This window comes from Microbacterium sp. CnD16-F (genome assembly GCF_024124465.1).
GTDB classification, from domain to species: Bacteria; Actinomycetota; Actinomycetes; order Actinomycetales; family Microbacteriaceae; genus Microbacterium; species Microbacterium gawkjiense.
Genome location: NZ_JAMXSA010000008.1, coordinates 22,399 through 37,169 on the forward strand (window position 1 = coordinate 22,399; position 14,771 = coordinate 37,169).

The following is a 14,771-nucleotide window of genomic DNA, read 5'->3' on the forward strand; positions in this document are numbered from 1 at the left end:
CCTCCTCAGAGCTGGTTGCCGAGCTTGAACTCGCCGCCGTCGCCCGCCGATTCCGGGGCGCGCGTGTACGAGAAGCCGTCGGCGCCGATCGTCACCGCCATCTCGGACGAGTCGGTGCGGGCGACGACGGGCTGCGGGTTGCCGTCGAGGTCGAGCACGAGCGAGGCATCCGTGTACCAGCTCGGCACGACGGGGTTGCCCCACCAGTCGCGGCGCTGGTTGTCGTGCACGTCCCACGTGACGACGGGGTTGTCGGGGTCGCCGGTGTAGTAGTCCTGCGTGTAGACCTCGACGCGGTGCCCGTCGGGGTCGCGCAGGTACAGGTAGAACGCGTTCGAGACGCCGTGACGGCCGGGGCCGCGCTCGATCGCGTCCGATCGCCGCAGCGCGCCGAGCCTGTCGCAGATCGCGAGGATGTTGTGCTTCTCGTGCGTCGCGAAGCAGACGTGGTGCATGCGGGGACCGTCGCCGCCGGTCATCGCCGTGTCGTGCACGGTGGGCTTGCGCCGCATCCACGCCGCGTACACCGTGCCCTCCTCGTCCTGGATGTCCTCCGTCACGCGGAAGCCCAGGGACTGCATGAAGTTGACGGCGCGCGGCACGTCGGGCGTCACCTGGTTGAAGTGATCCAGCCGGACGAGCTCGCCGGGGCTGTAGAGGTCGTACCGCCACGACAGCCGCTCGACGTGCTCGGTCGCGAAGAAGAACTCGTACGGAAAGCCGAGCGGGTCGACCACGCGAACCGAGTCGCCGATGCCCTTCGTGAACCCGTTCGGCTCGCGCCGCACGTCGCACCCCAGCTCGGAGTAGAACGCGACCGCCCTGTCGAGGTCCTCGGCGGAGCGCACCCGGTACGAGAACGCCGCGACGGCCGCGATCGGCCCCTGCCGCAGGACGAGGTTGTGGTGGATGAACTCCTCGGTCGAGCGCAGGTAGATCGCCTCGTCGTCCTCCTCGGTGACGTGCAGCCCCAGGATGTCGACGTAGAAGACGCGGGATGCCGCGAGGTCGGAGACGACCAGTTCCATGTACGCGCAGCGCAGCACGTCGGGGGCGGGCGAGGAGGGGGTCGGGATCGGGTTGTCGGAGCGGATGGGGGACTCCTGGCTCACCCAGAAGCCGGAGGAGGTGAGGGTCATGCCGTCGCGGTGGCTCATGTCAGCGTCCTTGCGTGAGTGAGGGAGGTCAGTTCTTGCCGAAGGTCGGGTTGTGCACCTTGCCGAGGGTGATGTGCACGGCCTGCTGGTCGGTGTAGAAGTCGATCGAGCGGTACCCGCCCTCGTGCCCGAGGCCCGAGGCCTTGACGCCGCCGAACGGGGTGCGGAGGTCGCGCACGTTGTTCGAGTTCAGCCAGACCATGCCGGCCTCGACGGCCTGCGAGAAGTTGTGCGCCCGCTTGAGGTCGTTGGTCCAGATGTAGGCGGCGAGCCCGTACTTCGTGTCGTTCGCGAGCGCGAGGGCCTCGTCGTCGGTGTCGAACGGCGTGATCGCCACGACGGGGCCGAAGATCTCCTCCTGGAAGATCCGCGCCGTCGGCGGCACGTCGGCGAACACGGTCGGCGCGACGAAGTTGCCGTCGTCGAAGCCGTCGGGCCGGCCGCCGCCGGCCACGAGCCGACCCTCGGTCTTGCCGAGCTCGACGTACGACATCACCTTGGCGTAGTGCTCGGGGTGCACGAGGGCGCCGACCTCGGTGGCCGGATCGTGCGGGAATCCGACCTTCACCCGCGTGGCCTGCGCCGCGTAGCGCTCGACGAACTCGTCGTACACCTCGCGCTGCACCAGGATGCGGCTGCCCGCCGTGCAGCGCTCGCCGTTGAGCGAGAACACCCCGAAGATCGTCGCGTCGATCGCGGCATCCAGGTCCGCGTCGGCAAAGACGACCGCGGGGCTCTTGCCGCCCAGCTCCATCGACAGGCCCTTCAGCCAGGGCGCGGCGTTCGCGAAGATCAGCTGCCCCGTCGAGCTCTCGCCCGTGAACGAGATGAGCGGCACGTCGGGGTGCTTCACGAGCGCGTCGCCGGCCTCTTCGCCGAGACCGTTGACGAGGTTGAAGACGCCCTGCGGCAGTCCCGCCTCTTCGAAGATGCCCGCCCAGAGGGATGCCGACAACGGCGTGAACTCCGCGGGCTTCAGCACCACGGTGTTGCCCGTGGCGAGCGCGGGGCCGAGCTTCCACGACTCGAGCATGAAGGGCGTGTTCCAGGGCGTGATGAGCCCCGCGACCCCGATCGGCTTGCGGTTGACGTAATTGATCTGGCGCCCCGGCACTTTGAATGTGTCGTCGGACTGGGCGACGATCAGGTCCGCGAAGAAGCGGAAGTTCTCGGCCGCTCGCCGTGCCTGCCCGAGCGCCTGCGTGATCGGCAGACCCGAGTCGAAGGACTCCAGCTCCGCGAGGCGCTCGTCGCGCGCCTCGACGAGGTCGGCGATGCGGTGCAGCACGCGCGAGCGCTCGCGCGGCAGCATCCGCGGCCACGGTCCGTCGGTGAAGGCGCGACGCGCGGCCGCGACGGCGGCATCCACATCGGCCTTCTTGCCCGCCGCGGCCTGCAGGTAGACCCGGTTCGTCACGGGGTCGAGCACGTCGAAGGTGTCGCCGTCCTGCGAGTCGACGAAGGCGCCGTCGATGTAGTGCTGGATGCGGGTGGGGAGGTCCGCGGGCGTGTGCGGGGCCGCGAGGGTGGGATCCGTCATGTCGTGCGTCCTTGCTCGAGGGTCAGAAGTTGGGGAGGCCGAGCGCTTCGCCCGGGTGTTCGTGGATCATGTAGGCGTCGAGCGTCGCGGAGCGGTGTCGCCGGGCCGCCTGCTCGATCTCGCCGAGCGGCGCGCCGCGCTCGATGAGCGCGACGATCTGCTCGTGCTCGCGCACCGACTCCTGCGCGCGGCCCGGGACGAAGCTGAACGTCGAGTCGCGGAGGTGCCCGAGACGCGCCCACTCGGACTCGACGAGCTCCAGCATCCGCGGGTTCGCGCACTTGGCGTAGAGCGTCGCGTGGAACACCTGGTTGAGCCGCGTGAACGAGTGCGGGTCGAAGTCGCTGAGCGATTGGATCATCCGCTCGTTGGTCTCGCGGGCGAGCCGGAGGTCGTCGGCGGTGAGGCGGCGCGCGGCGAGGGCCGTCGCCGTGCCCTCGAGGACCGACAGGGCCTGCATGCTGAAGCGGTACTGCGTGTCATCGACCATCGAGACGCGGGCGCCGACGTTGCGCTCGAACGTGACGAGCCCCTCGGCCTCGAGTTGGCGGATCGCCTCGCGGACGGGCACGACGCTCATGCCGAGCTCGCCCGCGATCGCGCCGAGCACGAGGCGGTAGCCCGGCGTGAACTCCTGCGAGGCGATGCGCTCCTTCACCCAGTGATAGGCGCGCTGCGACTTGCTGAGGTCCGCCGACGCCGTCAGTTCGTCGCCCGCCATGCGCGGTACCGGTCCTTCCACTCGCCCGCGAGCGGGAACAGTCCGTCGACCGCGTGGCCCTCGGCGACGCGCTCGGCGATCCAGCCGTCCTCGACCTCCTGCTCCAGCGCGGCGTCGACGACCTCGGCGGCGAGCGCGGGCGGGATCACGATGACACCATCCGCGTCGCCGACGAGGATGTCGCCGGGCTGCACCGTCGTGCCGCCGCACGCGATCGTCACGTCGGCGTCCCACGGCACGTGACGGCGACCGAGGACCGCCGGGTGCGCACCGGCCGTGTACACCGGGATGCCGACCGCCGAGACGGCGTCGACGTCGCGGACGCCGCCGTCGGTGACGATGCCCGCCGCCCCGCGCGCGTGCGCGCGGATCGCGAGGATGTCGCCGAGCGTGCCCGAGCCGGACTCGCCGCGGGCCTCGACCACGATGACCTCGCCCTCGCCGACGGCGTCGAACGCGCGCTTCTGCGCGTTGTAGCCGCCGCCGTGGGAGTCGAAGAGGTCCTCGCGGTTCGGGACGAAACGCAGGGTGCGGGCGAGTCCGACGAGCTTCGCGCCCGGGTGGAGGGGGCGGACGCCGTCGATCGTGACGTTGTTCAGACCGCGCTTGCGCAGCTGCTGCGACAGCCCGGCGACGGGTGCCCGCTCGAGCTTCGCGCGGAGCTCCGGGTCGAGCCCCGGCGCGGGCAGACCCGCGGCCTCGCGCGAGCCCCACGCCTCGGCGCGTTGCAGGTCGTCGGCGGCGGGCAGGGACCCCAGGGCGGGGTCGAACGCCCGCTCGCCCTGCACCACCGTCGTGCGCAAGCGTCCCGAGGAGGGGGCACCGGCGGCATCCGGGGCATCCACCTCCACCTCGACGACATCGCCGGGGACGACCACCGACGACCCGGCGGGGGTGCCGGTGAGGATGACGTCGCCGCGCTCGAGGGTCATGTGCTGCGAGAGGTCGGCGACGATCTGCGCGAAGGGGAAGATCAGGTCGGCGGTCGTGTCGTCCTGCGCGAGCTCGCCGTTGACCCATGCGCGCACACGCAGCGCGGCGGGGTCGACCTGGCGGGCGTCGATGAGGTGCGGCCCGATCGGCGTGTACCCGTCGCGGCCCTTGGAGCGGACGTTCGAGCCGCGGTCGTTCGCGCGCAGGTCGTACAGACCGAAGTCGTCGGATGCCGTGACCCACCCGACGTGCGCCCACGCCTCCGCCGCGCCCACGTGGCGCGCATCGGTGCCGATGATGAGCGCGACCTCGGCCTCGAAGGCGAGGAGTTCGGTCCCGGCGGGGCGCTCGATCTCGTCTCCTGACGCGGCGAGCGAGCTCGACGGCTTCAGGAAGTAGGAGGGAGCGGCGGGGCGGCGTCCGCGCTGGTCGGCGCGCGAGGCGTAGCTGAGGTGGACCGCGACGATCTTGCCCGGGCGCTGAGGAAGGGCGGCGAAACGCGGGTCAACGGGGGTCGTCGGTTCGATGTCGTGGGTCATGAGCTCCCTCGCTCTTGCGGCATATCCCAAATCGTATATTATCTATCGGACCGCAGGCAACACCCACCGGGAGCCGCGGCCCCCGACAACGTCGTCACCAGGAGTCAATGAAGATGAGCGAATCCTCGCGCACGGGGTTCACCCCCACCGGAACGATCAGCAGCCCCACCGACCGTCGCCGCGTCGTGTTCGCGACCGTCGTCGGCACCACCGTCGAGTGGTACGACTTCTTCATCTACGCCCAGGCGGCGGGGCTCGTCTTCGCGCAGCTGTTCTTCGCGCCGCTCGGCGAGAGCACGGCGACGATCCTGTCGTTCCTCACCGTCGGCATCAGCTTCCTGTTCCGCCCGCTCGGAGCGTTCCTGGCCGGACACTTCGGCGACAAGTACGGCCGCCGCGTGGTGCTGGTGGTGACGCTCATCCTGATGGGTGTCGCGACGACGCTCGTCGGCCTGCTGCCGACCTGGACCGTCATCGGCCTCGCCGCCCCGATCCTGCTGATCTTCCTGCGCATCCTGCAGGGCATCTCGGCCGGCGGCGAGTGGGGCGGCGCGGTGCTCATGGCCGTGGAGCACGCCCCCAAGCAGAAGCGCGGACTGTTCGGCGCTTCGCCGCAGATCGGTGTGCCGATCGGTCTGCTGCTGGCCTCGGGGATGATGGCACTCATGTCGGTGCTCGCCCCGGGCGACGCGTTCCTCGAGTGGGGCTGGCGTGTGCCGTTCCTCTTCTCGATCGTGCTGATCCTCGTCGGGTACTACATCCGCCGCCGTGTCGAGGAGAGCCCCGTGTTCCTCGAGCTCGCCGAGCGCAAGGAGCGCACGCGCACCCCGATCGTGCAGCTGTTCCGCAAGCACGCCCTTCTCGTTGTCATCGCGGCGCTCGTCTTCGCCGGCAACAACGCCGCCGGCTACATGACCACCGGCGGCTACATCCAGAACTACGCCACCAACCCCGAGGGGCCGCTCGCGATGGATCGCAGCGGTGTGCTCCTGGCCGTCACGGGCTCGGCCCTGTTCTGGCTCGCCTCGACCTGGACCGCCGGGTGGATCAGCGACCGCATCGGCCGGCGCTCGACCTACATCGGCGGCTGGATCCTGCAGCTGATCGGCGTGTTCACCCTCTTCCCGCTCGTGAACACCGGAGACCTCGGCCTCCTGTTCACGGCCCTCGCGATCCTCGCGATCGGCCTCGGCTTCACCTACGGGCAGCAGTCCGCGTACTACGCCGAGCTCTTCCCCGCCTCGATCCGGTTCTCGGGCGTCTCGATCTCGTACGCGATCGGCGCGATCCTCGGCGGCGCGTTCGCCCCCACCATCGCGACCGCGCTCGTGCAGGCGACGGGGTCGACCTGGTCGGTCGCGTTCTACCTCGCCGGGATGACGGTGCTCGGCCTGCTGGCGACGCTGTTGCTGCGTGATCGCACCGGTATCCCCCTCGGACCCGATCACGAGGAGGAGCAGGCGAAGAGCCCGATCTACGGGGTGTCCCGGGCCTGAGATCCCGGATGCCGCATCCGACCGTCCTCCCGAAAGCGAGCACCATGCAGTTCCACCACCACGGCTACGTTTCCGGGGACCCTCGCGTCGAGAACGCGGCCGGCACGGGGATCGACCGACCCGAGGAGCTTCCCGACGAGACCGACGTCCTGATCGTCGGGTCGGGACCGGCCGGGATGCTGCTGGCCGCCCAGATGTCGCAGTTCCCGGCGGTCTCGACGCGCATCATCGAGCGGCGGGGCGGGCGGCTGCCCCTCGGCCAGGCCGACGGCATCCAGCCGCGCAGCGTCGAGACGTTCCAGGCGTTCGGGTTCGCCGAGCGGATCACCGCCGAGGCCTACAACATCGGGTACATGAACTTCTGGGGCCCGGACCCGGAGGACCCGTCGCGCATCCGCCGCACCAGCCGCACGGAGGACTACGGGCTGAAGATCAGCGAGTTCCCGCACCTGATCGTCAACCAGGCGCGCGTGCTCGACTACTTCGCCGAGGCGGCGGCGCTCGGCCCCGGCCGCATCCGCCCGGACTACGGCGTCGAGTTCGTCGGACTCACCCGGGACGACGCGGACGAGTATCCGCTCGCGGTGCGGGTGCGCCACGTCGAAGGTGCGCGGGCCGGCGAGGAGCGCACGATCCGCGCGAAGTTCGTCGTCGGATGCGACGGGGCGCGCAGCGGCGTGCGCGAGGCGATCGGACGGCGGCACGTCGGGCGGTTCGCGGCGCACGCGTGGGGCGTCATGGACGTGCTCGTGAACACGGATTTCCCCGACTGGCGGATCAAGTGCGCGATCACCTCCGAGGCGGGCAACATCCTGCACATTCCGCGTGAGGGCGGGTACCTCTCGCGCATGTACATCGACCTCGGCGAGGTGCCCGACACCGACAACCGCGCGGTGCGCAGCACCCCCATCGAGGAGATCATCCGCCGCGCGAATGAGATCCTGCATCCGTACTCCATCGACGTGAAACAGGTCGCCTGGCACAGCGTGTACGAGGTCGGGCACCGCGTCACCGATCGCTTCGACGACGTCGAGGACGGCGACGGTCGCACGCCCCGCGTGTTCCTCACCGGCGACGCCTGCCACACGCACAGCGCGAAGGCCGGGCAGGGCATGAACGTGTCGATGCAGGACGGGTTCAACCTCGGCTGGAAGCTCGAGCACGTCCTCACCGGGCTGGCACCGGCATCCCTCCTGTCGACGTACTCGGGGGAGCGCCAGCCCGTCGCGCAGCAGCTCATCGACTTCGACCGCGAGTGGTCGTCGCTCATGGCCCGCAAGCCCCACGAGATCTCGGACCCCGACGACCTCGCGAACTACTACCTCGCCACCGCCGAGTTCCCCTCGGGGTTCATGACGCGCTACGAGCCGTCGGCGATCGTCGCGGACGACCGGCACCAGGCGCTCGCGGAGGGCTACCCCGTCGGCAAGCGTTTCGCGTCGGTCCCGGTGACCCGGGTGGGCGACGGCAACGTCGTGCACCTCGGCCACCATGCCCGCGCCGACGGACGGTGGCGGGTCTACGCCTTCGCTGACCCGGATGCCGCGGCCCTGGGCACGTGGGCGGAGTGGGCGGCATCCGCCGATTCACCGCTGGTGCGGTTCACGCCCGCCGGCGCCGACGTCGACGCGGTGTTCGACGTGAAGGTCGTGTACCCGCGGTCGTACGACGAGGTGGATCTGCTCGCGGTGCCGGAGGTCTTCCGGCCGCGGACGGGCCCGCTCGGCCTCATGGACTGGGAGAAGGTCTACGCGGCCGGGCCCGGCGCCTGGAACTCCGTCGACATCTTCGCCGAGCGCGGCATCGACCGCCGCGGCGCCGTCGTCGTCGTGCGCCCCGACCAGTACGTCGCCGCCGTCCTGCCGCTCGACGCGCCCGCCGAGCTCGACGCCTTCCTGTCGCGCGCGTTCGCGGGCTGACGCGCGCGGACGGGCGGGTGGGCGTCGACCCGACCCGATCGGCGCCCATCCCGCGTGCGAGACCGCACTTCGCGTCGGGTCGCGGCCGCGAGGGGTCGCAGATGGTCGGGCGAGCGGCGGGGGAGCGACCATGTGCGACGCCTCGGCGTTCGGGGCCGAGCTCCGGGGCTCATATCGCGGGGAGAAACTCGGCACCACCCCTTCCGGGCGACGGGGCGGAGTTCGTAGCGTGGAGCCATGGCGCGTGACGACGACCGACCCGAGGACCTCTACACCGGACCCATCGACCTGTCGGCGCTCGCCGCGGAGGACGGCGATCTCGAGATGCCCGAGATCAGCTACGACGAGCAGCGGTACCCCGCGCGTCCGCGCCGGCTCCGCCCGCGCGACAACCTGCGCGGCAGCAGCGTGCGCCGGATCCGCACCGACCCGCGTACGGCGAACGGGACGAACCCGTCGTACGTCGAGTGGCTGGTGCGTCAGTCGATGCTGAAGGATGCCGACGTCCTGGCGCGCCAGCTGTCGGGACAGCCCACGATGTGGCGCAACGCCTATGCGCGCCCCGACGCCCGCCGGGCGATCGCGACGAGCGACGTGTGGTTCACCGCGTACCCGATCTCGCTCATCACGCGCCCGGGCCAGTCGTTCCTGTCGGCCCTCGGTGACGACGAGCTCTGGTCGGTGTTCGAGCGGATCGGCATCACCGCCATCCACACGGGGCCCGTCAAGCGCGCCGGCGGCATCGAGGGGTGGGGTGAGACCCCCAGCGTCGACGGGCACTTCGACCGCATCAGCACGGCGATCGATCCGGCCTTCGGCACGGAGGACGAGTTCCGGGCTTTGTGCGACGTGGCCGACTCGCACGGCGGCAGCGTCATCGACGACATCGTCCCCGGCCACACCGGCAAGGGGGCGGACTTCCGCCTCGCCGAGATGGGGTTCAAGGACTACCCGGGGATCTACCACATGGTCGCGATCCCGCCGGAGGACTGGCACCTGCTGCCCGACGTCCCCGAGGGCTACGACAGCGTCAACCTCGACCCGGCGACCGAGCACACCCTCGCCGAGCACGGCTACATCATCGGCGCCCTGCAGCGCGTCATCTTCTACACGCCCGGGGTGAAGGAGACGAACTGGAGCGCGACCGCTCCCGCGATCGGTCCCGACGGGGTCACGCGCCGCTGGGTGTACCTGCACTACTTCAAGCAGGGGCAGCCCTCGATCAACTGGCTCGACCCGACTTTCGCCGGTATGCGCCTCGTGATCGGCGACGCCCTGCACTCCCTGGGCGAGCTCGGCACGAGCGCGCTGCGCCTCGACGCGAACGGATTCCTCGGGGTGGAGAAGAGCGCCGAGGGTCTGCCCGCGTGGTCGGAGGGGCATCCGCTCTCGCACGCGGCGAACCACATCATCGCGGGCATGGTGCGAAAGGTCGGCGGCTTCACGTTCCAGGAGCTGAACCTGACGATGGAGGACATCCGCGACACGGGTGCCGTCGGCGCCGACCTGTCGTACGACTTCATCGGACGTCCGGGCTACCACCACGCCCTCGCCACCGGGCAGACCGAGTTCCTGCGGCTGGCGCTCACCTCGTCGCTCGCGCTCGGCGTCGCGCCGGTGCAGCTCGTGCACGGGCTGCAGAACCACGACGAGCTCACCTACGAGCTCGTCCACTGGGCGACCCGCCACGCCGACGAGGAGTACGGCTTCCGCGGCGAGACGATCACGGGCGGCGAGCTCGCCGAGGTCGTCCGCGCGGAGCTGACCGAGAAGCTGGTGGATGCCGGTGACTACAACCGCGTGTTCACGCAGAACGGCATCGCCTGCACGACGACGTCGCTCATCGCGGCGACCCGCGGCATCCCGTCCCTCGACGACATCACCGACGACGAGGTGCCCGCGATCCGCGACGCCCACCTGCTGCTCTGCGCCTACAACGCCTGGCAGCCGGGCGTGTTCGGGCTCTCGGGCTGGGACCTCGTCGGCATGCTGACGCTGCCCGCCGACGAGGTGGCCGACCTGATCGGCGCCGGCGACACCCGGTGGATCGAGCGCGGTGCGCACGACCTGCTCGATGTCGACCCGGGTGCGACCCGTTCGACCTCGGGCATGCCGCGCGGCCGCGCGCTCTACGGTCCGCTGCCCGCGCAGCTCGAGGACCCCGACTCGTTCGCGTCGCGCCTGTCGGCGATCATCGACCTGCGCCGCGCGCACGGGGTGGCGACGGCGACGCAGGTCGACATCCCCGAGGTCGCGCACGCCGGCATGCTCGTCCTGGTCCACCGCCTCGACGAGGGGATGCCGGAGGCCGACGCCCCCATCCAGGTGACAGTCCTGAACTTCTCGGCCGAGCCCATCGAGGGCACCGTGCGGTCCGAGCACCTGACCCCGCGGAGCGAGGTCCGTGACGCCGCTGCCGACGAGATCATCGGCCGCGTCGACGACCTGCAGAGCTTCTCGGTGTCGCTGCCCGCCTACGGCGCCCGGTTCCTGTTGCTCGAGCCGCAGTCCGAGGAGGACTGACGGAGCGGATGCCGGGGCGCAAGCCCCCCGGCGATGTCCGGCGCCCTGCGTAGCGTCGTCCCATGAGCGACGAGACCACTCCCATCGAGAACGACACCACCGACCCCGCCGAGGGTCACGCGCTTCCGCCCGAGACCGGGCAGTCCGGTGAGATGCTCGGCGGCCCGAGCGGAGACACCGCGGTCAAGGACCCCGAGGAATGGGTCACCGGCGACGAGCCGATGACCGGCGCGCAGCGCAGCTACCTCGACACCCTCGCGCGGGAGGCGGGCGAGCAGATCCCCGCCGACCTCACGAAGGCGCAGGCATCGGAGCACATCGACCGCCTGCAGCAGGCGACGGGGCGCGGCGCCTCCGACTGAGCGGCGAGACGACGCCGCGCTCGGTCAGGCGAGCGCGGCGTCGATGCCGGCGAGCGGCACGGGCAGCCAGTCCGGACGGTTGCGGGCCTCGTAGATCGACTCGTACACGGCCTTGTCGAGCACGAGTGCCCGCAGCAGCACGGGGTCGAGGGCGATCGCCCCGGGCGCGGCGGTGTAGGCGGTGAGGAACGCCTCGCGGCAGGCCGCCGCCCAAGCCGCGGCATCCGGTCCCGCCCCGACGGCACCCGCGTAGTCGAAGGACCGCAGCATGCCGGCCACGTCGCGCGGCGGGAGGTCGGGGACCGCCCGCTCGGCCATCGGCCGCAGCGGCTCGCCCTCGAAGTCGACGATCCGCCAGCCGCCGTGCGGCACGGCGAGCACCTGTCCGAGGTGCAGGTCGCCGTGGATGCGCTGCAGTCGCGGCCAGGGGCGGTCGAGCGCGGCGGCGTACACGGCGTCGATCGCCGCGAGCCGGTCGGCGACGGCGGGGACTTCGGCGGAGGCGATCGCGAGACGGCGGCGCCAGGCGCGGCCGACCGCCTCGAGCTGTTCGGGGGAGGCTTCGACCGACTCGAGCGCGTTGCGCAGGTCGCCGTGGACCCCCGCGACCGCGACGCCGAGGTCGCGGGCCGCGTCGGTGAAGTCGCGGCCCTCGCGGGCGGCATCGAGCGCGATCGCCCACCCGTCGCGCACGCCGGGCAGGAACTCCTGCGCGAACCCGAGGGTCCCGCGTGCCGCGCCGGAGTCGCGGCCGACGTCGGGCCACTCGGCATCCGCACTGCCGTAGAAGCGCGGCACGTACGGCGAGCCGGCCTCGCTCAGCACGCGCTGCACCGTGACGTCGGGGTTCTCGCCGTGGTGCAGCGTCCGGAAGAGTTTGAGGATGATGGCGGGTGCGCCGTCGACGTCGTAGACGATCGAGGTGTTCGACTGCTCGCCGGTGAGCACACGCGAGCCCGTCACGCGGCTCGTGTCGACACCCATGTCCGCGAGGAGGCCGACGGTGAAGGCGGGATGCCGGGTGGCATCCACCACCGCATGCCCTTCCGCGGTCGTGGTGACGACCTCCAGGTCGCCGGGGTCGCTCACCTCGGCGAGCGGCACGTTGTAAAGCGTGGGCACCGCGCCGGCGTCGTCCATGAGGAGGTACCGGGTCGCCCCCGCCACGGTCTGCGTGTCGAGCACGCGGAACTGCGGATCGTGGCTCTTGCCCGCATACCAGCGCTGCCGCGCCACCCAGGCACCGAGGTCGTCGTCGAATCCCACACGTCCAGCCTGGCCCGAGCACGCCGCCCGCGGAAGGGGTGGACGAGGAATCGTCGAGACGTTATGGGACGGCGGTCACGCCAGCGGCAGGCGGAGGGTGAACGCGGTGTGTCCAGGGGTACTCTCGACCCCGATCGAGCCGTCGTGGGCGGCCACGATCGCTTCGGCGATCGACAGGCCGAGGCCGGTACTCCCGGCATCCCGGTTGCGCGAAACGTCGCCCCGCGCGAACCGTTCGAACAACCTGTCGCGGATGTCGGGCGCGATCCCGGGTCCGTCGTCGGTCACCTCGAGCACCGCATCCTCGCCGTCCAGCCGGAGGGCGAGGACCACGCGGGTACCGGGTGGGGTGTGGGTGCGCGCGTTGCGCAGGAGGTTCGCCACCACCTGCCGGAGCCGATTCTCGTCGCCGGTCACCTCGATCGTGTCGTCGTCGCCGAGGTCGAGCAGCCACGTCCGCGACGGGTCGGCGGCATGGGCGTCGCTGACCGCGTCGATCGCGAGCATCGTGAGGTCCACGCTCTCGCGGCGCAGCCGCTGACCGGCGTCGAGCCGCGCGAGCAGCAGGAGGTCCTCGACGAGGTCGGCCATGCGGGTGGACTCCGAGGCGATCCGGTCGAAGGCGCGTTGCTGGGTGGGTGTCATCGGCGCGTTCTCGCCGAGGGAGAGTTGCGCGTACCCGCGGATCGACGCGAGAGGCGTACGCAGCTCGTGACTGGCATCGGCGATGAAGCGCCGGAGCTGATCCTCGCTGTGCTGGCGCGAGGTCAGCGCCGACTCGATGTGGGCCAGCAGGACGTTCAGAGAATGACCCACCCGACCGACCTCGGTCGCGGGATCGGTGTCGCGGTCGGGCACGCGCTCGGGGATCTCGACCTCGCCGATGGCGAGCGGGCGCGCCGCGACGCGGTCGGCCACCGCGGCGACACGGTCGAGAGGGCGCAGCGTCCGGCGCACGACGAGCGACAGCCCGATGAGCACGAGCAGCAGTGCCGTGCCTGCCACGGCGACCTGGATGACGGTGAGGGCGGAGGTGGTCGCGGTCACCTCGTCGAGCGAGATGCCGGCGACCACCCGCATCCCGTTCTCCTCCTGAGCCGCGAGGCGGAACTCGCCGAGGCTCCCGCCGAGGTCGACCGTCTCGGGTGTGCGCGAGGGGAGCTCCGCGCGCGTGATCGCCTCGAGCTGACTCTCGGCGAGCGTCGTCTCCTGGCCGTCGTCGCCCGTGTAGCTCGACGACACCACCGAACCGTCCGAGGCGAACACGGCGTGCAGCGACCCGATGCGCGGTGCGGGACCTTCGCGGTCACCGGAGGCGCCGCCGGACGGGAACGAGCCCCCCGGCATCCCCCCGCCGACGCGGACGATCTGCAGGGTTTCCAGCACCTGGCCGTCGAGCCGGTCGTAGACGAAGGTCCGCAGAGCAAGCGAGGTCGCCAGGCCCGTGACGAGCAGGGCGATCGCGACGAGCGCACCGGTGCCGACGACGAGGGTGCGCCGGAGTGTCCAGCGTCTCCGTCCGCTCCGACCCGTTCCCCTCATGAGGCGGACTTGATCGTGTACCCGACGCCGCGCACCGTGTGGATGAGGGGTTCGCCGAGGGTGTCGATCTTCTTCCGGAGGTAGGAGATGTAGATCTCGACGACGCTCGACGTGCCGCCGAAGTCGTAGCTCCACACCTGGTCGAGGATCTGCGCACGGGAGAGCACCCGTCGGGGGTTCTGCATGAGGTAGCGGAGCAGCTCGAACTCCTTCGCCGTCAGCTTGATCGGGATGCCGCCGCGCTCCACCTCGTACGTCTCCTCGTCGAGCGTCAGGTCTCCGACCCGCAGACGCGTTTCGGCCGCGGCGGCCGCGGCGACGTGACGACGCGCCATCGCGCGCAGTCGGACGACGACCTCCTCGAGGTTGAACGGCTTGGTCAGGTAATCGTCGCCGCCCGCGCTGATGCCGGCGATGCGATCCTCGACCGCATCCTTCGCCGTCAGGAAGAGGACGGGAACGTCGTTGCCGGCGGAGCGCAGGCGGCGCAGCACCTCCATGCCGTCGATGCCCGGCATCATGATGTCGAGCACGACGAGGTCTGGGGCGAACTCGCGCACCAGGGTGAGGGCCTCCTGGCCGTTCGCGGCGGTGCGGGCGTCCCAGCCCTCGTTCTGCAGGGCCATGCGGAGCAGATCGCTGAGGTTCGCCTCGTCGTCGACGACCAGCACGCGGATCGGGGAGCCGTCGATGCGGGTCATCGGGGTCGGGCGGGTGGCGTTCATGGCATCAGCTTTCCGTGTTCGAGGGGGGAATGCGACCGTGCGACGGCC

Annotated in this window: 11 protein-coding genes; 4 read left to right on the forward strand and 7 right to left on the reverse strand. The window is 71.0% G+C overall.

What is annotated here, in order from left to right; genetic code table 11:
- Nucleotides 1-5: 5 nt before the first annotated feature.
- The 4 genes from hpaD to NH287_RS03850 are packed head-to-tail and all read right to left on the reverse strand — an operon-like array spanning nucleotide 6 to nucleotide 4,890.
- Nucleotides 6-1,157: a 3,4-dihydroxyphenylacetate 2,3-dioxygenase gene (gene hpaD, locus NH287_RS03835; protein ID WP_253034530.1), complete on the reverse strand. Its 1,152-nt coding sequence runs from the start codon at nucleotides 1,155-1,157 to the stop codon at nucleotides 6-8.
- 28 nt (nucleotides 1,158-1,185) lie between these two features.
- Nucleotides 1,186-2,697, reverse strand: coding sequence for a 5-carboxymethyl-2-hydroxymuconate semialdehyde dehydrogenase (gene hpaE, locus NH287_RS03840; protein ID WP_253034531.1), 1,512 nt, complete (start codon nucleotides 2,695-2,697; stop codon nucleotides 1,186-1,188).
- Nucleotides 2,698-2,719: 22 nt separating this feature from the next.
- Entirely contained in the window at nucleotides 2,720-3,418 is a 699-nt protein-coding gene (locus NH287_RS03845) for a GntR family transcriptional regulator (protein ID WP_253034532.1), read from the reverse strand.
- Nucleotides 3,400-4,890, reverse strand: a complete 1,491-nt coding sequence (locus NH287_RS03850) for a fumarylacetoacetate hydrolase family protein (RefSeq protein ID WP_253034533.1) — start codon at nucleotides 4,888-4,890, stop codon at nucleotides 3,400-3,402. Before NH287_RS03850 ends, NH287_RS03845 begins: the two co-directional genes overlap by 19 nt.
- A 113-nt stretch (nucleotides 4,891-5,003) precedes the next feature.
- On the opposite strand from NH287_RS03850, the gene NH287_RS03855 reads away from it, so the two are divergent.
- The 4 genes from NH287_RS03855 to NH287_RS03870 all read left to right on the forward strand — a co-directional run bounded on the left by NH287_RS03855 (nucleotide 5,004) and on the right by NH287_RS03870 (nucleotide 11,190).
- Entirely contained in the window at nucleotides 5,004-6,386 is a 1,383-nt protein-coding gene (locus NH287_RS03855) for an MFS transporter (RefSeq protein WP_217529728.1), read from the forward strand.
- 44 nt (nucleotides 6,387-6,430) lie between these two features.
- Nucleotides 6,431-8,305 (forward strand): FAD-dependent monooxygenase, encoded by a 1,875-nt coding sequence (locus NH287_RS03860; protein WP_253034578.1) that lies wholly within the window; start codon nucleotides 6,431-6,433, stop codon nucleotides 8,303-8,305.
- Between the two features lie 237 nt (nucleotides 8,306-8,542).
- Entirely contained in the window at nucleotides 8,543-10,828 is a 2,286-nt protein-coding gene (gene treS, locus NH287_RS03865) for a maltose alpha-D-glucosyltransferase (RefSeq protein ID WP_253034534.1), read from the forward strand.
- Nucleotides 10,829-10,890: 62 nt separating this feature from the next.
- Nucleotides 10,891-11,190, forward strand: a complete 300-nt coding sequence (locus NH287_RS03870) for a DUF3072 domain-containing protein (RefSeq protein WP_082886208.1) — start codon at nucleotides 10,891-10,893, stop codon at nucleotides 11,188-11,190.
- Nucleotides 11,191-11,214: 24 nt separating this feature from the next.
- Here the strand turns inward: NH287_RS03870 and NH287_RS03875 are convergent, their stop codons facing one another.
- The 3 genes from NH287_RS03875 to NH287_RS03885 form a co-directional block, all read right to left on the reverse strand.
- Nucleotides 11,215-12,456: a hypothetical protein gene (locus tag NH287_RS03875; protein WP_253034535.1), complete on the reverse strand. Its 1,242-nt coding sequence runs from the start codon at nucleotides 12,454-12,456 to the stop codon at nucleotides 11,215-11,217.
- 75 nt (nucleotides 12,457-12,531) lie between these two features.
- Nucleotides 12,532-13,998, reverse strand: coding sequence for a cell wall metabolism sensor histidine kinase WalK (locus tag NH287_RS03880; RefSeq protein ID WP_253034536.1), 1,467 nt, complete (start codon nucleotides 13,996-13,998; stop codon nucleotides 12,532-12,534).
- Nucleotides 13,995-14,723: a response regulator transcription factor gene (locus tag NH287_RS03885; protein WP_290440309.1), complete on the reverse strand. Its 729-nt coding sequence runs from the start codon at nucleotides 14,721-14,723 to the stop codon at nucleotides 13,995-13,997. Before NH287_RS03885 ends, NH287_RS03880 begins: the two co-directional genes overlap by 4 nt.
- Nucleotides 14,724-14,771 lie beyond the last annotated feature (48 nt).